We start from the raw sequence: 21,085 nt of genomic DNA on the forward strand, positions 1-21,085 counted from the left end.
GAGCGGCGAGGTGGTGCGTCAGTCGATCGCGAGCGTCGTCTCGTTCAGGCCGACCTCGGCGTCGACGGCGCGCTCGGCGCGGCCGACCGGCGACAGCGACCGCAGGGTCCACTGCCCCGGGGCGGCGAAGAACCGGAACTCGCCCTCCGGGCTGGTCACCACCTCGGCGGTGAACTCACCCGTGGCGTCCAGCAGCCGCACGTAGGCGCCGGCCACCGGCGACCCGTCGTGCCAGACCGACCCCTGGATCACCGTCTGGGTGCTCAGGTCGACCCCGGCGAGACCGCCACCCTGCTTCGGGGCCCCGCACACGGTCAGGCGCCCTTCTGGATCGGGACGCCGACCAGGGAGCCGTACTCGGTCCAGGAGCCGTCGTAGTTCTTGACGTTGGCGTGCCCCAGCAGCTCGCGCAGCACGAACCAGGTGTGGCTGGAGCGCTCACCGATCCGGCAGTAGGCGATGGTGTCCTTGCCGGTGTCCAGGCCTGCGTCGGCGTAGAGCTTGGCGAGCTCCTCGTCGCTCTTGAAGGTGCCGTCCTCGTTGGCCGCCTTGCTCCACGGCACGTTGACCGCCGAGGGGATGTGGCCGGCGCGCTGCGCACCCTCCTGCGGGAGGTGGGCCGGGGCGGTCAGCTTGCCGGCGAACTCGTCGGGCGAGCGGACGTCGACCAGGTTCTGCTGGCCGATCGCCGAGACGACCTCGTCGCGGAAGGCGCGGATGGAGGTGTCGGGCTCGGCGGCGGAGTACTGCGTCGCCGGGCGCTGCACGGCGTCGGCGGAGAGCGGGCGGCTGTCCAGCTCCCACTTCTTGCGGCCGCCGTCGATCAGCTTGACGTCGCGGTGGCCGTAGACCTTGAAGTACCAGTAGGCGTAGGCGGCGAACCAGTTGTTGTTGCCGCCGTAGAGCACCACGGTGTCGTCGTTGCTGATGCCCTTGGCCGACAGCAGGGCGCTGAAGCCCTCGCGGTCGACGAAGTCGCGGGACTCGGCGTCCTGCAGGTCGGTCTTCCAGTCCAGCTTGACGGCACCCGCGAGGTGCCCCTTGTCGTAGGCGCTGGTGTCCTCGTCGACCTCGACGAAGACGATGCCCGGGTTGCCCAGGTGCTCCTGGGCCCAGTCGGCGGTGACGAGCACGTCAGAACGGCTCATGGTGGTTCCTCCATCAGTGGGGGCTGGCGGTGCGGACGTCGTTCGTGTGCATGCAGTGCGGTGCGTGCGGTACGGAGCCGGTGCCCACGGTGCCGGTGGCACGGGGCGGCGACGGACGGCGGTCCAGGCGACGGGACGGTCACGTCCGGGCGGGGAGGCCCTCAGCAGGCCGGACAGAGGCAGCTGCCAAGGCGGCACAGGTCGACTGTGCGGCGCGAGGTCAGCAGGGTGCCCACGGCGCGAGAGTATCGGATCACCGCGCCACCGGCGTGTGGACGTCGACCAGGGCGGCCAGCTCCGCGGCGCCCGGCGCGCCGGTGGACCGGGTGACGACGGCCCCGGAGCGGTCCAGCCAGAGCACGGTGGGCGTCACCCGGACGTCCAGGGCCCGGACGGCGTCCAGGTGGCTCTCCGCGTCGACGTGCACGTGCACCAGACCGGTGCGGGTCCGCTGGAGCTGCTGCAGCCGGGCCCGGGTCGCGCGGCACGGGCCGCAGAAGGCGGTGGAGAACTGCACGGCGGTCAGCTCGGCGTCACCCGGGCGCACGCCGAGCCCGGCCAGGACGGCGAGCACCCGGTCGTCGGGCGCGGCAGACGGGCTCACCCCAGCGTCAACGGGTGCCCTGCCGGGGGCATTCCGCCGGCGCTCAGCCCTGCAGCACCGTGTCGGTCGCCTCGACCCGCACGTCCACCCCGTCGGCCGCCGGCTCGACGCTGGTCAGCTGCAGCCCGAACGGCAGCGCGGGCACCGCGTAGGAGAAGTCGAGCAGGTCCGCCGCCCGGTCCACGACGACCCCGGGCACGTCCACCCCGGCCGCGGCCGCGGTGCCCACGTCCACCACGACGTCCTGCCCGTCCAGTGCCAGCGAGCCGGTGGCGGTGACCGGGAACTCGACGCCCAGCACCTCCAGCGTGCGGGTGATCCGCAGCCCGTCGCCGTCCTGCTCCAGCATCGTGTCGCCGCCGAGCTGCTGGGCCAGCAGGTCGTAGGAGAGGGTGGCCGTGCCGTCGACCTGCTCGACCGGGATCTCCTGCACCGACCCGGACAGCGCGTCGGACAGCGGCACCTGCACCCCGCGCAACGACACGTCGGCCCGGGTGCCGGCCGGCTGCCCGAGCTGCTCGGCGGTCAGGCTGATCCGCACGTCCTCGTACCGGCCCGCCACCGCCTGGGTCAGGAACGGGAACCCGGTGATGTCCACCTCCGGGGTGCCCGCGAGGCCGCCCCGGTCGGCCAGCTGCTCGGCGACCCGCCCCTCGGCGACCCGCACGCCCACCCGGTCGGCGACCACGAGCAGGCCGACGACGATCAGCAGGGAGACCAGCAGCGCCTTCACGCTCCCGAGTGTGCCTGCCCGGTCAGCCGGTGCCGTGCACCGCGAGGGCGTAGGCCACCGGCGCGGCGGCGGCCAGCGGGAGCACGGCCTGCACCACCGGCAGCGCCCAGCTGCGCTCGTCCCGTTCCACCGCGACGTAGGACGCCGCGAGGGCCGCCAGCGCGGCCACCCCGCCCAGCGCCGCTCCGTAGATCGCCGCCGACAGGGCGTCCAGCAGCACCCCGTCGGTGCGCCGCAGCACCGCGACCGCGACCGCCGCGGCCACCGCCAGCCCGAGCCCGAGCAGCCCACGCGGCACGCCCGCGGCGATCTGCGGGCGGGGCAGCACCAGGTCGACCAGGTGACCGACGACCAGCGCGGCGCCGACCGCGAGCACCGCCGTGTCGACCGCCCGCCCGCCGCCGTCCAGCCGGGCCACGGCCAGCAGCACGGCCAGCGCGCACACCGCGCTCAGCAGCAGGACGACGCCGGCCAGCGAGGCCACCAGGTACAGCCGGGGCGCCGGCCGGGTCATCTGGTGGACGACGGCGGCCAGGAAGCCCAGGCCGAGCACCGCCAGCACGGCGTCCAGCTCGGGGCGGTCGGGCAGCAGCAGCGCCAGGTCGGCGCCGACGGCGGCGACCGCGCCCAGCGCGAGCGACCCGGTGAAGCCGCGGATCCCGGTGGCCACGACCCACCCGGCGACCAGCGCGAGCTGCAGGACCAGCACCGCGACCACCCGGCCGGCGTCGCCCAGCAGCGCCGGCAGCCCGGCGGCGAGGAGCGTCACGGCGAGGACGGCGCCGGCGGCCGGCAGGTGGTGGGCGCGCGGCGACAACGTCTCGTGCACGTCGGCGTCGCTCACCCTGCGATCGTCGCAGAGAGCGCCGGGCCCGCCGGGACGGTGCGCCCGGCCGTGTCGTCCGCACCGACCGCGGCAGCCGCCCACCGGCCGATCCGCTCGGCGACCCGCGCCGCGCGCACCGCGGCGTCGGCGAGCTCCGGGTCGCCACCCGCCGCCGTGCCGCCACCCGAGGAGCCGTGCCCCCGGGAGTCCAGCGCCCGCACGTCCCCGGACGCGGTCAGCCAGCCGGCCAGCCGGGCGAAGGACTCCCGGGACACCGAGTGGGTGAAGCCGTGCGCCACCACGAAGGTGGGGTGCCCGGCAGGGACGTCCGGGCCGGCCGGGAAGGCGAGCCCCGCCAGCCGCACCCCGTCGCTGCTGCGGACCCGGATGACACGTCCCTCCGCGCGGAGGAGGGAACGGCGGCGCACGTCGGCTATCCTGCCCTCTCACCTCGACAGCGCAGTCGACGGCCTGGGATCACACCCCAGTGAGGAGACGACATGCGACTCGTGCTCATGACCTCGGCCCGCCAGGCGACCACCGAGGTCCTCCCCGCCCTGGGGCTGCTGGCCCACCAGGTGCGCGTGGTGGCCCCAGAGCTGTCCAGCCTGCTCGACGGGGACGCCGGGGACGTCGTGCTCGTCGACGCCCGGCACGACCTCGTCTCCGCCCGCACGCTGTGCTCCCTGCTCGCCTCGACCGGGGTCGCCGCCTCCCTCGTCGCCGTCCTCTCCGAGGGCGGGCTGGTCGCGCTGTCGGCCGACTGGGGCGTGGACGACGTCCTGCTGGACACCGCGGGCCCGGCCGAGGTCGACGCCCGGCTCAAGTGGGCGACGGCCCGCCGGCTGGCCGCGGCCACCCCGGCCGACGGCGCCGACGGCGGCGTCACGAAGGCCGGCGAGCTGGTGATCGACGAGCACAGCTACTCGGCGAAGCTCCGCGGCCGCCCGCTCGACCTGACCTACAAGGAGTTCGAGCTCCTCAAGTACCTCGCCCAGCACCCGGGCCGGGTCTTCTCCCGCGCGCAGCTGCTGCAGGAGATCTGGGGCTACGACTACTTCGGCGGCACCCGCACCGTCGACGTCCACGTCCGCCGGCTGCGCGCCAAGCTCGGCACCGAGCACGAGGCGCTGATCGGCACCGTCCGCAACGTCGGCTACAAGCTGGACCAGCAGGTCGCCGACGCCACCGCCGCAGCGAACGTGGCGGCCGGCGACGCCGGCGCCCCTGTCTCCTGAGCCCGGTCCGCTGAGCACCGCCCCCGTCCTCGTCGAGGCCGGCGACCGCCTGCCGGCCGCCGCCGTCCCCGAGGTGCAGGCGCTGCTGGCGGCGGCGTCGGCCGCCGACGGGGTCCGGCCGGTGTCGGAGGAGGCCGAGCTGCGGCTGCAGCACGGCGGGCCGGCCGGCGGCGCCGACCTCACCGCCCGCTCGGCCGACGGCACGCTGCTGGGCTACGCCCGGCTGGAGGTGCCTCCGGGCGAGCCCGAGGCCGAGGCCGAGCTGGTCGTGGCCCCCACCGCCCGCCGCCGCGGGATCGGCACCGCGCTGGCCGCGCGGCTGGAGACGATGGCCGGCGACCGGCCGCTGCGGGTGTGGGCACACGGGGAGCTGCCCGGTTCCGCCGAGCTGGCCCGCGGCCGCGGCTACCAGCGCGCCCGCGTGCTGCTGCAGATGCGCCGTCCGCTGGCCGGCGTCGACCCCGACCCCCGGCCCGCGCTGCCCGACGGGGTGCGGATCGCCGCCTTCCGCCCCGGCGTGGACGAGGACGCCTGGCTGCGGGTCAACGCCCGGGCCTTCGCCGCCCACCCCGAGCAGGGCCGCTGGACCCGCGAGGACGTGGCGCTGCGGGAGGCCGAGGCCTGGTTCGACCCGGCGGGGCTGTTCCTGGCGTGGCGGGACGATGCCGCCGGCCCCCAGCTGCTCGGCTCGCACTGGACCAAGGTCCACCCGGCCGGCGACGTGGACACCGAGCCGGTCGGTGAGGTGTACGTGCTGGGGATCGACCCCGACGCCCAGGGCATGCGGCTGGGCCGGGCGCTCACCGACGTCGGGCTGGCCCACCTGCGCGCGGCCGGGCTGTCCCAGGTGCTGCTCTACGTGGAGGAGGACAACACCGCGGCGGTCTCCCTCTACGAGCGCAGCGGCTTCACCCGGCACGCCGTCGACGTCTCCTGGCGGCGCGTCCCTCGGGGCTGAGCACCGTCCAGACGCCTCTGCGAGCCCCTCCCCGAGGCCCGTTCACCCGTTGGACGTACACCGTCGGCCGAGTCGTGTCCCAGGTCTCAGGACGCGTTCATCCCTCGTTCATCGAGGCACCCGGATCCGTCCACCTGCCCTGCTTAGCGTCCTCGTCGTTCGGTTCCCCCTGCCCGGCTCCGACGTCCGGGCACACCAGCGAAAGGCACTGAGTTGAAGCTCAGCACCACGACGCGCGCCACGGCCGTGTCCGCGGCGCTCGCCGCATCCCTCGCTCTCGCCGCCTGTGGCGCCTCCAACGAGGACACCGGCAGCGACTCCGGCTCCGGGGGCGACAGCGCCGAGCAGCTCAGCGGCACCCTCGTCGGCGCCGGCGCCAGCAGCCAGGAAGCCGCCATGCAGGGCTGGCGCGCCGGCTACTCCGAGGTCCAGTCGGGCGTCACGGTCAACTACGACCCGATCGGCTCCGGCGGTGGCCGCGAGCAGTTCCTCGCCGGTGGCACCGACTTCGCCGGCTCCGACGCCGCGCTCGACGAGGAGGAGCTCGCCGCCGCCGAGGAGCGCTGCGGGGCCTCCGGCATCTTCGAGCTGCCGAACTACATCTCGCCCATCGCCGTGGTCTACAACCTCGAGGGCGTCGACGAGCTGAACCTCTCCCCCGAGGTCGTCGCCGGTATCTTCAACCAGCAGATCACCACCTGGGACGCCCCGGAGATCGCCGCGGACAACCCCGACGCGGAGCTGCCGTCCACCGCCATCACCCCGGTGAACCGCTCCGACGAGTCGGGCACCACGGAGAACTTCACCGAGTACCTGGTCGCCGCTGCCGGCGACGCCTGGCCGCACGAGGCCAGCGGTGACTGGCCGGTCGCCGGTGGCGAGGCCGCGCAGGGCACCTCCGGTGTCATCCAGGCCGTCGGCGCCGGTGACGGCACCATCGGCTACGCCGACCTGAGCCAGGCCGGCGACCTGGGTGTCGCCAGCATCGGTGTCGGCGAGGAGTTCGTCGCGCCGTCCGCCGAGGCCGCCGCCGCCGTGGTCGAGAACTCCGAGACGCTGGAGGGCCGCGGCGAGTACGACTTCGCCATCGAGCTCGCCCGCGACACCACCGAGTCGGGCAACTACCCGATCGTCCTGGTCAGCTACCACGTCGGTTGCATCGAGTACGACGACCAGGAGAAGGCCGACCTGGTCAAGGACTTCATGACCTACGTGATCAGCGAGGACGGTCAGGACGCCGCGGCCGAGGCTGCCGGCAGCGCCCCGATCTCCGACGCGCTGCGGGAGCAGGCCCAGACCGCGGTCGACGCCATCACGGCCGGCAGCTGACAGAGTCAGGCACCACGCGGCGGCCCGGAGTGTCCACTCGGACACCCCGGGCCGCCGTGGCACGTCCCACCCCCCGCAGGCCCCTGCACACCGCACCACGAACACGACGGAGCGATCGGTGACGACCACCAGCGCACCTCCTGCCACCCCGCGCCCCAAGCGCCGGCCGGGCGACCGCATCTTCGCCGGCAGCGCCAAGGGCGCCGGCATCCTCATCCTGGTGATCCTCGCCGGGGTCGCGATCTTCCTCATCAGCGAGTCCGTCCCCGCGCTGACCGCGCCGGCGGAGGACGTCCCGGGCGGTGAGGGGCTCTTCTCCTACATCGGCCCGCTGGTCTTCGGCACCCTGATGGCCGCGACGATCGGCCTCCTGGTCGCCACCCCGCTCGCTGTCGCGATCGCCCTGTTCATCACCTACTACGCCCCCCGCCGGATGGCCGCGGGGCTGGGCTACCTGATCGACCTGCTGGCCGCCGTGCCGAGCATCGTCTACGGCTTCTGGGGGATCACCTGGTTCGCCCCGCGACTGGTGCCCTTCTACCGCTGGCTCGAGGAGAACCTCGGGTTCATCCCGCTGTTCGCCGGCCCGGCCTCGGCCACCGGCCGCACGATGCTGACCATCGGCCTCGTACTCGCCGTGATGATCCTGCCGATCATCAGCGCGATCTCCCGTGAGGTCTTCACCCAGGTGCCCTCACTGCACCGGGAGGCGGCCCTGGCGCTGGGCGCCACCCGCTGGGAGATGATCAAGATGGCGGTGCTGCCCTACGGCAAGTCCGGCATCATCGGCGGGGCCATGCTGGGCCTGGGCCGCGCACTGGGCGAGACGATGGCCGTGGCGATCATCCTGTCCGGCTCGGCCGCCGGCATCACCTGGACGCTGATCTCCAGCGCCAACCCCCAGACGATCGCGGCGAACATCGCCCTGCAGTTCCCGGAGTCGACCGGACTCGCGGTCAACACCCTGATCGCCAGTGGTCTGGCGCTCTTCGTGATCACCCTGCTCGTGAACATGCTCGCCCGATGGGTCGTCAACCGCCGGGCCGACTTCTCCGGAGCGAACTGATGAGCACGTCCACGCAGCAGTCGAGCACCGGGTCCGCCGCCCCCATCGCTGCACCGCAGCCGGGTGGGCACCGCAAACTGCCCTCCTGGGCACCCTGGGCGGCCTTCGCCGTCGCCGCGGTGGTCGCCGCGGTGTTCAGCCTGGCGACCAGCTGGAACATCGTGCTGTTCGTCATCTACACGGTCGTGCTCGGCACGCTCGGTACCTACGTGGCCTCTCGAGTGGTCGAGGGGCCGCGGAAGGCGACCGACCGACTGGTCACCTGCCTGGTGGTCAGCGCCTTCGGCATCGCCCTGGTGCCGCTGATCTCCCTGGTCTACGAGGTCGTCCGCCGCGGTGCCCAGCGCTTCGACGCGGAGTACTTCACCGCCTCGCTGGTCGGCGTCATCGGTGAGGGTGGCGGCGCCTACCACGCCCTGATGGGCACGCTGATCATCACGCTGCTCACCACGCTGATCTCGGTGCCGATCGGCCTGATGACCGCGATCTACCTCGTCGAGTACGGGTCCGGCCGGCTCAAGCGGTCGATCACCTTCCTGGTCGACGTGATGACCGGCATCCCCTCGATCGTCGCCGGCCTCTTCGCCTACGCCCTGTTCGTGCTGATCTTCGGCCCCGGCATCCGGCTGGGGATCATGGGTGCCGTGGCGCTGTCGGTGTTGATGATCCCGGTGGTCGTGCGCTCCTGCGAGGAGGTGCTCAAGCTCGTCCCGAACGAGCTGCGCGAGGCCGCCTATGCCCTCGGCGTGCCCAAGTGGCGCACCATCCTGAAGGTGGTCATCCCCACCGCCATCGCCGGCCTGGGCACCGGCATCACCCTGGCCATCGCCCGGGTCGTCGGGGAGACCGCCCCGCTGCTGATCACCGTCGGCATCACCAACGCCACGAACTTCAACCCGTTCGACGGTCGGATGGCGACGCTGCCGGTCTACGCCTTCTACCAGCTCACCCAGCCGGGCGTGCCGCCGGAGAACGCCATCGCCCGGGCCTGGACGGCAGCCCTCCTGCTCATCATCCTGGTGATGGCGCTCAACGTCGTCGCCCGCCTGATCAGCCGCTTCTTCGCACCCAAGACCGGTCGCTGACCGACCCGATCCGGAGGATCCACCTGTGGCCAAGCGCATCGACGTGTCCGACCTGGACATCTACTACGGCAACTTCAAGGCCGTGGAGGGCGTCAACGTCTCCATCGAGCCGCGCAGCATCACCGCGCTCATCGGTCCCTCGGGCTGTGGCAAGTCGACCTTCCTGCGGTCGCTGAACCGCATGCACGAGGTGATCCCGGGCGCGCGGGTGGAGGGCAAGGTCGTCATCGACGGCCAGGACCTCTACGGCTCCGACGTCGACCCGGTCGACGTCCGCCGGCAGATCGGCATGGTCTTCCAGCGGCCCAACCCGTTCCCGACCATGTCGATCTACGACAACGTCATCGCCGGCGTGCGGCTGAACAGCGCGCGGATGAAGAAGTCCGACATGGACGACCTCGTCGAGCGGTCCCTCAAGGGCGCCAACCTCTGGACCGAGGTCAAGGACCGGCTGAACCGGCCCGGCTCGGGCCTGTCCGGCGGTCAGCAGCAGCGCCTCTGCATCGCCCGGGCGATCGCGGTGCAGCCCGAGGTACTGCTGATGGACGAGCCGTGCTCGGCCCTGGACCCCATCTCCACCCTCGCCATCGAGGACCTGATGACGGAGCTCAAGGAGCAGTTCACCATCGTCATCGTCACGCACAACATGCAGCAGGCGGCCCGGGTGAGCGAGTCCACCGGCTTCTTCAACCTCAACGGCGTGGGCCAGCCCGGCCGGCTGATCGAGTTCAACCCGACCGAGAAGATCTTCAGCAACCCCGACCAGAAGGCCACCGAGGACTACATCTCCGGTCGCTTCGGGTGACCCCCCGCTGAGCCCGGCGCCCCGGTCGCTCAGCTGCAGGACGACGCGGCCCCGGCCTCCGTGCTCACGGAGGCCGGGGCCGCCGTCGTCGGTACCGGGGCGCCCAGCCCGACCGCCGCGAGGCCCGCGTAGTCCGGGCCGATGACCAGCTGCACGGCGGCGCCCACCTCGTCGGTCTCCAGCAGGACCGAGCCGGGGACGGCGGCGGCCACCGTCCGGGCCGGCTCCAGGGCCGCCGGGCCGTACCGGACGACGGTCCGGGTCACCGCGGCCGGCTCCACGCCCCGCGCGCCCACCCGGAACCCAGCGGCCGCCAGCCCGTCGGCGACCTCCGCCGCGCGTCCGGCACCGCTGGCGTCGAACACGTCGACGGTCACCCCGGCCGGCTCCACCGTCACCGTCGTGCCCTCGGGCACCGGGTCGGTCACCGCCGGCTCGGGCACCGTCTCGGCCGCGGCGGCCGGGTCGCCCTCTGCCGGGACCTCCTCCACTGCCGCGACCGGAACCCACCCCTGGTCGATCACCGCGTCGAACAGCTCACGGGTCGCGGTCGCGTCGACCACCACGACTGCCTGGTCGCTGCCCGCCGGCACGTGACCGACCTGGGCCACCGGCAGCGCCGTCCGCTCCACCGCGTCCCCGTCGAGGTCGCCCAGCGTCGCGCCCAGGGCCCGGACGTCGCCCAGCGTCGTCTCCGCGTCGACGGTGAACGCGTCCCCGACGCGGGTGAGGAAGCGGGTGAGCGTCCAGGGGTCGGCCAGCGTCCCGGCGTCCAGGGCCGAGCGCAGCGTCGAGCTGAGCACCCGCTGCTCCCGCTCGGCCGCCGCCGCGCCGGTGACGTCGGACCCGGCGCCGGCCGCCTCCAGGTAGCCGCCGACCTCCTCGGCGCCCAGCTCGTGCGGCCCGGCGGGCAGCCCCAGGCCGGCGTCGGCCTGCGGCAGGCAGACCGGGACACCACCCAGGACGTCGACCAGCCCGGGCAGCCGGCTCACGTCCAGGGACAGGTAGTGGTCGACCCGCAGGCCGGTCAGCTGCTGCACCGACCGCACCAGGCAGGACGGTCCGCCGTCCACGAGTGCGGTGGCGAACGGCTCGGTGACCGGGCCGCGCACCGACCCGCCCGCCGTCCGGCAGGTGGGGGTGTCGCTGAGCGCAGTCGGGGGGACGGTGACGAGCACGGCGCGCTCGTCCTCCCCGTTCCCGGAGACGTGCACGATGAGCGTGCTCACCGCCGACAGCCCGCGCCGGCCGGGCAGGTCGGTGCCCACGACCAGGTAGGTGCGGGAGGCCTCCTGCAGCTGCGGGGCCAGCACCTCCGGCCCGTCCACGACCAGGGCGTCGACCTCGTCGATCGACTGGTCCACGTAGAAGTACAGCCCCACGTACCAGCCGGCCACCAGGCCGAGCACGGCCGCCAGGGCGAGCGCGACCCGGGTCAGCCGCCGGCGGACCGGGCCGGCCGGTGCCCGCGCGGGCTCGACCCGGGCCGCCGTCGAGCCGTTGACGGGCAGGTCCCGACCGGGGATCGGCGGGACCGGCAGGCTGCGCCGCACGCCGGGCACCGGTACCGACGGCTGTGCCGAGACCGCCCCGGGACCAGGACCGGGCGCCACCGGCCCGCCCGCTGCCGGCGCGGGTGACGGGCCGCTCACGGACGCGGCAGCCGACGGGGATGCGGCAGGCGGAGGCGGGGTGGACGGCTGAGGAGACGCCGGGGGCGAAGGCGGGGTGGCCGGCCGGGGGGACGCCCCGGGCGACGCCACGGGCGCAGGTGTCGGACGGGCGGGCACCCCCGGTGCGCCTGCCGGGCGGGACGGCGGAGGTGCGGCCGGTGTCGGGGCAGCAGCAGCGACCGGGGACGCGGGTCCGGCAGCAGGAGGGGCGGGCGCCTCGGCCGGCACGGGGCGCGCGGCCGGGCGTGCCGGCGGCGAGCTGTCGCTCCGGGAGCCCGGGCCGGTCGGCCGGACGGGCGACGGGACGACCGGCGGCGGAGGAGGCGTGGCACCCAGCCGGGAGCCGGGCGACGGGGCAGCGGGGGGCGCCGCACCCGGCCGGGAACCGGGCGCTGGGCGCGACGGGGCGACAGCGGGCGCCGGGGGTGCCGGGGGTGCCGCGCCCAGCCGGGGACCGGGCGACGGGACGTCAGGGGCGGCCGGAGGTGCCGCACCCGGCCGGGAACCAGGCCCTGCCTGGGCCGGGCGGTCAGGGGGCTGGGGGGCGGGCGATCCCGCGCCGGACGACGAGGGCCCTTCCTCGTCGGTTGCCGGGCCGGGCATCGCGGGCTGCCAGCCGGTCGGCAGCACCGGCGGCGACGGTGGGGCCACCGGGTCACGGCGCACGCCACCCCGGGGCGCCGGGCCGGCCGGCGACGTCCCGGCCGGCACGTCCGGCCGCCCGCTGCGCCCGGAGGCCCGGCCCGCCTCGTCCACCGGCTCCTGTCGGCCGGTGGCCTCGGCCTCCCGACGTCCGGCGCGCCGCCGGGGCACGCCACCGTTGCCCTGCCGGGCGAGCAGCTCGGCCACGGTCAGCGGAGCGGCCGGGGTGCCGTCCTCGGCCCCGCCTCGCGTCGGCTGGTCGGCCACCGGCGTCGACATCCCATCGTCGTGGTCGGTGCAGCCCCGGCCGGGGCTGCTCGTGCTGCGCGCGGTCGGACCGGTGGTCGTCGACCTGGCGACCGGTCCACGATACGGGCGGTGCGGCCGCCCGCCGGCCGGACGCGCGGGCAGCTCGACGATCGTCGAACCGGTGACGGACCCGTCCCGACCGGCAGCCCGAGGGGCCGGACCGTAGCGTCCTGCAGGTGAAGCTGCCCTTCCCCGGCCCGTCGGACGTGCTCAGCGCAGCAGGCGGGCTGCGTGACGGAGTCACCGAGGCCCTGGCCCTGCTGCCCCGCGTGGTCGGCATGGTCGACGAGTTCGAGCACCTGCTCACGCGGGTGACCGCCCTCCTCGACCGGGTGGAACGGGTCGCCGACCGCGCGGAACTGGCGGTCACCGGGATCGACGCGACCCGGATGCTGGCCGAGGAGGCCATGGCCCGGATCGCGGTCACCCAGGCACGGGCCGACGAGGCGGTGGGCCGGATCGGGGTCACCAACGACGCCGCGGACGCCGCAGTGGCGAGGATCGGCGCCACCAACGACGCCGCCGACGCAGCCGTCGCCCGCATCGGGACCACCAACGACGCCGCCGATGCGGCCGTGGCGAGGATCGGGGTGACCAACGACGCCGCCGACCTCGCCGTCGCCCGGATCGGCGTCACGAACGACGCGGCGGACGGCGCCGTGGCGAGGATCGGGGTCACGAACGACGCGGCCGACGCCGCCGTCGCCCGGATCGGGGTGACCAACGACGCCGCCGACCTCGCCGTCGCCCGGATCGGCGTCACGAACGACGCGGCGGACGGCGCCGTGGCGAGGATCGGGGTGACGAACGACGCCGCGGACGGCGCCGTCGCCCGGATCGGCGCCACCAACGACGCCGCGGACGGCGCAGTCGCCCGGATCGGGGCGACCAACGACGCCGCCGACCTCGCCGTGGCCCGGATCGGCGGGACGACCGATGCCGCCGACGGCCTGCTCGACCGGACGGAGACCCTGCTCCGGGCCGTCCAGCCGCTGCTGGACGAGTACCACCCCGCCCTCACCGCCCTGGCGCCGGCGTTCACCCGGTTCGTCGCCCAGCTGGACGACGATGAGGTCACCGCGCTGATCACCCTCATCGACCGGATGCCCGCCATGGTCGTGCACCTGGACGACAACGTGCTACCGGTGCTGGCCACCCTCGGCGACGTGGCGCCGGACGTGCACACCCTGGTCGACACGGTGCAGGACATGCGGCAGATCGTGAAGGGCTTCCCCGGCTCCCGGCTGTTCCGCCGCCGCGGCGCGGAGGAGATCGCCGAGGAGGAGGCGGAGGCGGCCGACGGCGCCCACTGACGCGCCGCACCCCCGGAGCCGGACACACCACCGGCGCCGCCCCAGGAGGGACGGCGCCGGTGGGCTCAGCGCGGGTGCGGACCCGGCCGGTCAGGTCTCGGTGGGGTACCCCAGCGCCCGGACCACGTCGCCGATCCGCTCGTAGACCTCGCCCTCGGGGAGCCGGGACAGCTCGTCGGCGACCACGTCGGGCGCGCGGTGGTCGCGCGCGGCCTCGACCAGCTCGGGCCCGGTGCTGGGGAAGTCCGCCCGGTCGAGCCAGCGGGCCAGCTCGGCGCGCGCGGTGACCGCGTCGGCCGTCATGCCGACCGGGATGCCGCCGGTGAGGCTGCCGGCCGGATCTGCGTCGACGTCGGGCTGGCCCTCGCCGACCGGCTCGACCTCGCGCCACTCCTCGGAGCGGGTGGCCCGCTCGGCCTTCATCATCCCCTGCACCTCGTGCTCGAGCTCCTCGTCGAGCCGGGGGTTGTGCTTGGTGCTGCGGCTCCCGACGAAGCCGGCGTCGTTCTCGCTCATGTTCTCCTCCTCCGTGCCACCGCTGGCGGCAGCGTCAGTCCTCGTGCAGCGCACTGCCCTTGTGCACCGCCGTGCCACCGCTCTTCTCGCTCGTCACCTCGTACTGAGGCTCGTCCTTGCTCGCGCGCACGGTCCGGCCGGCCGCCTCGGTGTCCTCGGTGATCGTGCGCTGGACGGTGCCCTCGGCCTCGCCCCCGTGGCTCTTCCAGCTCACGTGGTCGCCCTTGGCGAACTCATCGGCCATGTCGCGTGCCCTCCTCAGCGGTCGGTGGACAGGTGCCTGCCCGGGGCGCGGCAGTGCCACACATCTGCCCCCGTCCGTCGATCACCCCGGTCCGGTTCACCGCATCGGACTCACTCGATCGGGGGGACTGTGCCCCGAGCGTGGTGCTGCCCCGAGAACCGTCACGTAGCGTGGTCATCCGACGGGGTCCACGGAGCGTCTCCCCCGGTCAGCGCAGTCAGCTGATCACGTTCCGTGACAGCCCCGTCCTCGATCGCCGGCCCGGCCGGCCCCATTCCCCCGGGGCTGGTCGGGTCGGCCTCGTTAGGCTCGCTCCTCGTGAACCCGCCCGAGGATGCCGCTGTCCGTCCGGTCGACGTCCTCACCGTGACCGCCGTGTGGGACGTGACCCCCGCCGTCCGGCGGGTCACGCTCACCGCGCCGGCCGAGGTGGTCGCCGCCGCCGGGCCGACGCTGTCCCTGCTCGTCCCCCGCGTCGACGACCCCGCCCCACGTTGGCCCGAGGTCGCCCGCGACGGCCGGATCGTCTGGCCGCAGGGCAGCCACGGGGTCGCCCTGCGCAGCTACACCTCCCGCCGCCAGGACCCCGACGCCGGCGAGCTGGACATCGACTTCGTGCTGCACGGGGACGGGCCGGCCGCGAGCTGGGCGGCGGCCGCGGCCCCCGGCGCCGTCCTCGCGGTGGCCAGCGCCGCCCCGCTGGGCGCCGCGCCGGCCGGCTGGCTGCTGCTGGCCGGCGACGAGACGGCGATCCCGGCGATCAGCCGCATCCTTTCCGCGGCCGGCCCGCAGACCCGGGGGCTCGCCCTGCTGGAGGTGGCCGGGCCGGCCGAGGAGCAGGACCTTGCGGGGCCGCCGGGCGTCGAGCTGCGCTGGCTGCACCGCGCGGACGCCGACCCCGGCAGCAGCCTGCTGGCCGACGCGGTGGCGGCCCTCCCCCGCCCGGAGGGCGAGGACCTGTTCGCCTGGGTCGGCGCCGAGTCGGCCACCGTCCGCACCGTCCGGGCCGACCTGCGGGGGCGCTGGGGGCTGCGCCGGCACCAGCACCACGCCATCGGCTACTGGCGCCAGGGCCGGGCCATGTCGCCCGCCGGCTGACCTGCGTCCAGCGTCCTCACAGGTAGCGTCCAGCTCAGCCGAAGCCGGGCGGCCCATCCTGACGGGATGACGACGACGGCCGCACAGGGTCCATCGGGAGGGGTCGTGTCCACCAGTTCCGGTCAGCCCGCAGCCGGCTCCGCCAAGCCCGAGGCCCGCCTGCTCGTGGTCGACGACGAGCCGAACATCCGCGAGCTGCTGTCGGCCAGCCTGCGGTTCGCCGGGTTCGAGGTCGCCACCGCACCCGACGGTCAGCAGGCGCTGGCGGCGGTCGACCAGTTCCGCCCCGACCTGCTGGTGCTCGACGTGATGATGCCCGGCCTGGACGGCTTCGGCGTCGTCCGCCGACTGCGGCAGAACGGCACCCACACCCCGGTGCTCTTCCTCACCGCCCGGGACGGCGGCGAGGACAAGGTCACCGGCCTCACCCTCGGCGGCGACGACTACGTGACCAAGCCGTTCAGCCTGGACGAGGTGCTGGCCCGCATCCGGGCGGTGCTGCGGCGCAGCCAGGCCGTCCAGCAGGCGAGCGAGTCACCGAAGCTCGTCTTCGCCGACATCGAGCTGGACGAGGAGTCCCACGAGGTCCTCAAGGCCGGGAAGCTGGTCAGCCTCTCCCCCACCGAGTTCAAGCTGCTGCGCTACCTGTTGACCAACGCCGGCCGGGTGCTGTCCAAGGCCCAGATCCTCGACCACGTGTGGAACTACGACTTCAACGGCGAGGCCAACGTCGTGGAGTCCTACATCTCCTACCTGCGCCGCAAGATCGACACGACCGAGCCACGGTTGCTGCACACCCTCCGCGGCGTCGGCTACTCGCTCCGGCTGCCGCGCGGCACGTGACGACGACGCCCCTCCCGCTGGAGCCGGCATCCGCGCCGCCCTCCTCGGCGGCGGCACCGCCCGACGGTTCCACCCCGGTCGCACCCCGCCCCGGCCCTCGGGTGCCACTGCGGGTCACCCTGGTCGCGCTGCTGGTTGCCCTGGTCACCCTGGCGCTGGCGGCGACCGGCCTGACTGCGACGTCCCTGCTCCGTGGCTACCTTATCGACCAGCAGGACCGACAGCTCGTCGAGGCGGTCAGGGAGGTCGCCGACAGGGACCCGACCTACCTGGCCAACGCCTGCAGCCAGCCCACCATCGCCATCCCCGGCGGCTACCTGGCCTGCCTGGGCACCAACGGGTCGATCCGCGAGTTTGCCATCCGCCCTTCGCTCTCCTCCCTGCCCTACGTCGACGACATCACCGCGGCGAACGTCGACGAGTACGGCTCCGACCCGTTCACGGTCCGCTCCCGGGACGGCAGCACGTCGTGGCGGGTGATCGTCGTGCCCGTCACCGACGACCTCGCCGTCCTGATCGGCACCGACCTGGGCGAGGACCGCGACGTCGTCGCCCGGCTGGTGCGGATCGAGCTGTTCGTCGGCCTGCTGGTCCTGGTGGTGCTGGGGGTGGCCGGCTACCTGCTGGTGCGCAGCAGCCTGCGGCCACTGCAGGAGGTCGAGCACACCGCGCAGGCGATCGCCGCCGGCGACCTGTCCCGCCGCGTGCCGGTCGGCGACGAGCGGACCGAGGTCGGCCGGCTCTCCACCGCACTGAACGGGATGCTGGGCCGGATCGAGAGCTCCTTCCGGGCCCAGCAGGCCTCCGAGGAGCAGGCGGTCGCCTCCGAGGCGCGGATGCGCCGCTTCGTCGCCGACGCCAGCCACGAGCTGCGCACGCCGCTGACCTCGATCCGCGGGTTCGCCGAGTTGCACCGGCAGGGCGCGGTCCGCGGCCCGGAGGACACCGGCCGGATCATGCAGCGGATCGAGGCCGAGGCGACCCGGATGGGCCTGCTCGTCGAGGACCTGCTGCAGCTGGCCCGGCTGGACCAGCAGCGACCGCTGACCCTGGTTCCGGTCGACCTGGCCGAGCTGGCCGGGGACGCCGTCCACGACGCCCGGGCGGTGCAGCCCGACCGGCCGCTGGGCCTGCAGCTGGACCCCTCGCTCACCGACGTACCGGTGGTGCGCGGCGACGAGGCGCGGCTGCGCCAGGTGATCGGGAACCTGGTCACCAACGCGCTCACCCACACCCCCGCCGACGCCCGGGTGACCGTGCGGCTGTCGGAGGACCCGGCCGAGCCGGGCACCGTCGTGCTCGCGGTCAGCGACGAGGGGCCCGGGCTGGCACCGGCGGACGCCGAGCGGGTGTTCGAGCGGTTCTACCGGGTCGACGCCTCGCGCACCCGCGCCGCCGGGGGCACCGGCCTCGGCCTGTCCATCGTCTCCTCGCTGGTCGCGGCGCACGGTGGCCGGGTGGAGCTGCTCACCGCCCCCGGCGAGGGGGCCACGTTCGCCGTCCACCTGCCCCGGTCGGGGCCGGCCACGGCCGAGCCGGGACCCGGCTGAGCGGACCGGCCCGGCCGGCTGGTCTGATCCACCGGTGACCACGGACAGCACGGCGGACCAGGCGGAGCTGCTGGCGGCCGTCACCGAGCTCGGCAGCGCCCTGCGGGAGCTGGTCGACGCCTCGGTGAGGACGACGGCGGACCCCACCGAGCTGCGGGCCGCGACCGCCACGGCCCGCGAGCTCAGCGCCCGGCTGACGGCCTCCCGGCGCCACCGCGACCAGCTGCCGGTGCTGGACGACCCGGTGCGGTTCCGTCGGGTCTTCAACCCGGTCACCGGGGTCGGCAGCGCGCTGGCCCCGCCGCTGGCGATCCGGCGCGAGGACGGCGGCGTGGTCGCCGAGGCGGCGCTCGGCCTGCCCTACGAGGGGCCACCCGGCTACGTGCACGGCGGCGTGAGCGCCCTGCTGCTGGACCAGCTGCTCGGCTCGGCCGCGATGGTCGCCGGCCTCTGGGGCATGACGGCCCGGCTCGAGCTGGACTACCGCCGTCCGGTGCCGCTGGAGACGCCGATCGTGCTGCGCGCCGCGGTCACCGGCACCGCCGGCCGCAGGGTGCTGGTGAACGGCACGATCGCGCTGGCCGACGCTCCGGAGCAGCCGCTCGTGGAGGCCCACGGCGTCTTCGTCGCCCCGCGGCCGGAGCGCTCGGCGGAGTACTTCGGCTCGATCACCGACGCCGACGGACAGCACGCGCCGCCCGGCCGGCCCAGCGACGCCACGGCGGTCGCCGAGGACTGAGGCGCACCGGGCGACCGGCCCACGAGGTCCATGTCGGACACTGGTGCCCGGGAATCCCCACCACTCCGATGGGGTTGCCTCACTGAACTGCGTCACCGGCCGGTGGCGCGCGCCGCCGTCCCCGGGAGCCCGACAGCGTGACGACCCCCGATCACCGGCTCACCCAGCTGCAGACGCTGGAGGCCGAGTCCGTCCACGTGCTGCGCGAGGTGGCCGCCGAGTCCGAGCGGCCGGTGCTGCTGTTCTCCGGCGGCAAGGACTCCATCGTCATGCTCGAGCTGGCCCGCAAGGCCTTCGCGCCGGGCCGCATCCCGTTCCCGGTCATGCACGTCGACACCGGGCTGAACTTCCCCGAGGTGCTGGAGTTCCGCGATAAGCGGGTCGCCGAGCTGGGCGTCGAGCTGGTCGTCGCCTCCGTCCCGGACGCGATCGCCGCCGGCACCGTCCGGCAGGAGCCCAACGGCTCGCGCAACCGCATCCAGACGCCGGTGCTGCTGGACGCGGTCGAGCAGCACGGCTTCACCGCCCTGTTCGGCGGGGCCCGCCGGGACGAGGACAAGGCCCGGGCCAAGGAGCGGGTGTTCTCCTTCCGCGACGAGTTCGGCCAGTGGGACCCGAAGAACCAGCGGCCCGAGCTCTGGGACCTGTACAACGGGCGCACCCACCTCGGTGAGTCGATCCGGGTGTTCCCCCTGTCGAACTGGACCGAGCTGGACATCTGGGGCTACATCGCCCAGGAGGAGATCGCGATCCCCCAGCTCTACCTGGCGCAGGAGCGGGACGTCGTCGACCGGGCCGGGATGCTCTACGCGGTCAACCAGTTCATCACCCCGCGGGACGGCGAGCAGGTGCTGCACGAGAGCGTCCGGTACCGCACCGTCGGCGATGCGAACCTCACGGCGGCCGTCCGCTCGACCGCCACCACGGTCGAGGAGGTCATCGCCGAGATCGCCGTGACCCGGCTGACCGAACGGGGCGCCACCCGCGGCGACGACAAGGTCAGCGACGCCGCCATGGAGGACCGGAAGAAGGAGGGCTACTTCTGATGAGCGCCGCAGAGAGCCCGATCGACGTCCACTCGGCCGCCGCCGAGCAGGCCCACGAGATCGCCGTCGCCCGCAAGGACATCCTGCGGATCGCCACCGCAGGCTCCGTCGACGACGGCAAGAGCACGCTGATCGGCCGGCTGCTGTACGACAGCAAGGCGGTGTTCGAGGACCAGTACGCCGCGATCGAGCGGGCCAGCCGGGGCGACTACGTCGATCTGGCGCTGCTCACCGACGGCCTGCGGGCCGAGCGCGAGCAGGGCATCACCATCGACGTCGCCTACCGGTACTTCACCACCCCGCGGCGCACCTTCATCCTGGCCGACACCCCCGGGCACGTGCAGTACACCCGGAACATGGTCACCGGCGCCTCCACCGCCGACCTGGCGATCGTGCTGGTCGACGCCCGCAAGGGCATGGTCGAGCAGAGCCGGCGGCACGCCTTCCTCGCCTCGCTGCTGCGGGTGCCGCACCTGGTCGTGGCGGTCAACAAGATGGACCTGGTCGACTGGTCGGAGGAGGTCTTCGAGGGCATCCGCGACGAGTTCGCCGCCTTCGCCACCAAGCTCGAGGTACCCGACCTGACCGTCGTCCCGATCTCGGCGCTGCAGGGCGACAACGTGGTGACCCGCTCGGTGAACATGCCCTGGTACGAGGGCACCTCGCTGCTGCACCACCTGGAGCACGTGCACGTGGCCAGCGACCGCAACCTGGTCGACGCCCGCTTCCCGGTGCAGTACGTGATCCGGCCGCAGTCCGACGCGTTCCACGACTACCGCGGCTACGCCGGCCGGGTCGGCGCGGGTGTGCTGCGCCCCGGCGACGAGGTGCAGGTGCTGCCCAGCGGGCTGACCACCACGATCGCCGCGATCGACGGCCCCGACGGCCCGCTGGACGCCGCCTTCCCGCCGATGTCGGTGACGGTGCGGCTGGCCGACGACCTGGACGTCTCCCGCGGGGACATGATCTGCCGGCCGCACAACGCCCCGCAGGTCACCCAGGACCTCGACGCGATGGTCTGCTGGATGGCCGATGCCCCGCTGGTGCCGCGGATGCGGCTGGCGGTCAAGCACACCACCCGCTCGGTGCGGGCGGTGGTGAAGGACGTCCAGTACCGGCTGGACGTGAACTCGCTGCACCGCGACTCCGACGCCGACAGCCTGGGCCTCAACGACATCGGGCGGGTCCGGCTGCGCACCACCCAGCCGCTGTTCGTCGACGACTACCACCGCAACCGGGTGACCGGCCGGTTCATCCTGATCGACGAGGCCACCAACGCCACCGTCGGCGCCGGGATGCTCACCCCCGCGGGCTGATCCC

Annotated in this window: 22 protein-coding genes; 13 read left to right on the forward strand and 9 right to left on the reverse strand. The window is 74.3% G+C overall.

The window, feature by feature from the left end; all coding sequences use genetic code 11:
- Positions 1-18: 18 nt before the first annotated feature.
- From Q1A09_RS05895 to Q1A09_RS05920, 6 genes are all read right to left on the reverse strand, one after another.
- Positions 19-312 carry a DUF1416 domain-containing protein gene (locus Q1A09_RS05895; protein ID WP_299952541.1) on the reverse strand — a complete coding sequence of 98 codons (294 nt, stop codon included), beginning with the start codon at positions 310-312 and terminating at the stop codon, positions 19-21.
- Positions 313-314: 2 nt separating this feature from the next.
- The gene (locus Q1A09_RS05900) at positions 315-1,148 is read right to left on the reverse strand and encodes a sulfurtransferase (protein ID WP_299952542.1); all 834 of its coding nucleotides are present in this window, start codon (positions 1,146-1,148) and stop codon (positions 315-317) included.
- A 253-nt stretch (positions 1,149-1,401) separates the two neighbouring features.
- A complete protein-coding gene (locus Q1A09_RS05905; protein ID WP_299952543.1) occupies positions 1,402-1,752 on the reverse strand; it encodes a thioredoxin family protein in 351 nt (116 codons plus the stop codon).
- 43 nt (positions 1,753-1,795) lie between these two features.
- Positions 1,796-2,485 (reverse strand): DUF2993 domain-containing protein, encoded by a 690-nt coding sequence (locus tag Q1A09_RS05910; protein WP_299952544.1) that lies wholly within the window; start codon positions 2,483-2,485, stop codon positions 1,796-1,798.
- Between the two features lie 22 nt (positions 2,486-2,507).
- Positions 2,508-3,329 carry a hypothetical protein gene (locus tag Q1A09_RS05915; protein WP_299952545.1) on the reverse strand — a complete coding sequence of 274 codons (822 nt, stop codon included), beginning with the start codon at positions 3,327-3,329 and terminating at the stop codon, positions 2,508-2,510.
- Complete coding sequence (locus tag Q1A09_RS05920; RefSeq protein ID WP_299952546.1) at positions 3,326-3,739, reverse strand: hypothetical protein; 414 nt, start codon at positions 3,737-3,739, stop codon at positions 3,326-3,328. Before Q1A09_RS05920 ends, Q1A09_RS05915 begins: the two co-directional genes overlap by 4 nt.
- A gap of 72 nt (positions 3,740-3,811) precedes the next feature.
- Between Q1A09_RS05920 and Q1A09_RS05925 the strand changes: the two genes are divergently transcribed.
- The 6 genes from Q1A09_RS05925 (at position 3,812) to pstB (ending at position 9,792) form a co-directional block, all read left to right on the forward strand.
- Entirely contained in the window at positions 3,812-4,549 is a 738-nt protein-coding gene (locus tag Q1A09_RS05925; RefSeq protein ID WP_299952547.1) for a response regulator transcription factor, read from the forward strand.
- A 49-nt stretch (positions 4,550-4,598) separates the two neighbouring features.
- Positions 4,599-5,507 (forward strand): mycothiol synthase, encoded by a 909-nt coding sequence (mshD, locus tag Q1A09_RS05930; RefSeq protein WP_299952605.1) that lies wholly within the window; start codon positions 4,599-4,601, stop codon positions 5,505-5,507.
- A 213-nt stretch (positions 5,508-5,720) separates the two neighbouring features.
- Entirely contained in the window at positions 5,721-6,836 is a 1,116-nt protein-coding gene (gene pstS, locus Q1A09_RS05935) for a phosphate ABC transporter substrate-binding protein PstS (RefSeq protein WP_299952548.1), read from the forward strand.
- A 118-nt stretch (positions 6,837-6,954) separates the two neighbouring features.
- Positions 6,955-7,902, forward strand: coding sequence for a phosphate ABC transporter permease subunit PstC (pstC, locus tag Q1A09_RS05940; RefSeq protein WP_299952549.1), 948 nt, complete (start codon positions 6,955-6,957; stop codon positions 7,900-7,902).
- Positions 7,902-8,987, forward strand: a complete 1,086-nt coding sequence (pstA, locus tag Q1A09_RS05945; protein WP_299952550.1) for a phosphate ABC transporter permease PstA — start codon at positions 7,902-7,904, stop codon at positions 8,985-8,987. The genes pstC and pstA overlap by 1 nt, the downstream gene beginning before the upstream one ends.
- 25 nt (positions 8,988-9,012) lie before the next feature.
- Complete coding sequence (pstB, locus tag Q1A09_RS05950) at positions 9,013-9,792, forward strand: phosphate ABC transporter ATP-binding protein PstB (protein ID WP_299952551.1); 780 nt, start codon at positions 9,013-9,015, stop codon at positions 9,790-9,792.
- Between the two features lie 29 nt (positions 9,793-9,821).
- Here the strand turns inward: pstB and Q1A09_RS05955 are convergent, their stop codons facing one another.
- Positions 9,822-11,345 (reverse strand): LCP family protein, encoded by a 1,524-nt coding sequence (locus Q1A09_RS05955; RefSeq protein WP_299952552.1) that lies wholly within the window; start codon positions 11,343-11,345, stop codon positions 9,822-9,824.
- A 1,247-nt stretch (positions 11,346-12,592) separates the two neighbouring features.
- Between Q1A09_RS05955 and Q1A09_RS05960 the strand changes: the two genes are divergently transcribed.
- On the forward strand, positions 12,593-13,729 hold the full coding sequence (locus tag Q1A09_RS05960) for a hypothetical protein (RefSeq protein WP_299952553.1): 1,137 nt from the start codon (positions 12,593-12,595) through the stop codon (positions 13,727-13,729).
- A gap of 90 nt (positions 13,730-13,819) precedes the next feature.
- On the opposite strand, the gene Q1A09_RS05965 is transcribed toward Q1A09_RS05960, so the two are convergent.
- Both Q1A09_RS05965 and Q1A09_RS05970 read right to left on the reverse strand, forming a co-directional pair.
- On the reverse strand, positions 13,820-14,245 hold the full coding sequence (locus Q1A09_RS05965) for a DUF2795 domain-containing protein (RefSeq protein ID WP_299952554.1): 426 nt from the start codon (positions 14,243-14,245) through the stop codon (positions 13,820-13,822).
- Between the two features lie 34 nt (positions 14,246-14,279).
- A complete protein-coding gene (locus Q1A09_RS05970; RefSeq protein WP_299952555.1) occupies positions 14,280-14,489 on the reverse strand; it encodes a DUF2945 domain-containing protein in 210 nt (69 codons plus the stop codon).
- A 318-nt stretch (positions 14,490-14,807) separates the two neighbouring features.
- Here Q1A09_RS05970 and Q1A09_RS05975 point away from each other — a divergent pair, with 318 nt between their 5' ends.
- From Q1A09_RS05975 to Q1A09_RS06000, 6 genes are all read left to right on the forward strand, one after another.
- Positions 14,808-15,587: a siderophore-interacting protein gene (locus Q1A09_RS05975; RefSeq protein WP_299952556.1), complete on the forward strand. Its 780-nt coding sequence runs from the start codon at positions 14,808-14,810 to the stop codon at positions 15,585-15,587.
- A gap of 105 nt (positions 15,588-15,692) precedes the next feature.
- Positions 15,693-16,430, forward strand: coding sequence for a response regulator transcription factor (locus tag Q1A09_RS05980; protein ID WP_299952557.1), 738 nt, complete (start codon positions 15,693-15,695; stop codon positions 16,428-16,430).
- A 101-nt stretch (positions 16,431-16,531) separates the two neighbouring features.
- On the forward strand, positions 16,532-17,980 hold the full coding sequence (locus Q1A09_RS05985) for a cell wall metabolism sensor histidine kinase WalK (protein WP_299952559.1): 1,449 nt from the start codon (positions 16,532-16,534) through the stop codon (positions 17,978-17,980).
- 34 nt (positions 17,981-18,014) lie between these two features.
- Positions 18,015-18,719 carry a PaaI family thioesterase gene (locus tag Q1A09_RS05990; RefSeq protein WP_299952561.1) on the forward strand — a complete coding sequence of 235 codons (705 nt, stop codon included), beginning with the start codon at positions 18,015-18,017 and terminating at the stop codon, positions 18,717-18,719.
- Between the two features lie 137 nt (positions 18,720-18,856).
- The gene (cysD, locus tag Q1A09_RS05995; RefSeq protein ID WP_299952562.1) at positions 18,857-19,765 is read left to right on the forward strand and encodes a sulfate adenylyltransferase subunit CysD; all 909 of its coding nucleotides are present in this window, start codon (positions 18,857-18,859) and stop codon (positions 19,763-19,765) included.
- Entirely contained in the window at positions 19,765-21,081 is a 1,317-nt protein-coding gene (locus tag Q1A09_RS06000) for a sulfate adenylyltransferase subunit 1 (protein WP_299952563.1), read from the forward strand. Before cysD ends, Q1A09_RS06000 begins: the two co-directional genes overlap by 1 nt.
- The last annotated feature ends 4 nt before the right edge of the window (positions 21,082-21,085 follow it).

Origin of the sequence: uncultured Modestobacter sp. (assembly GCF_947486615.1) — a bacterium.
Taxonomy (GTDB): Bacteria; Actinomycetota; Actinomycetes; order Mycobacteriales; family Geodermatophilaceae; genus Modestobacter.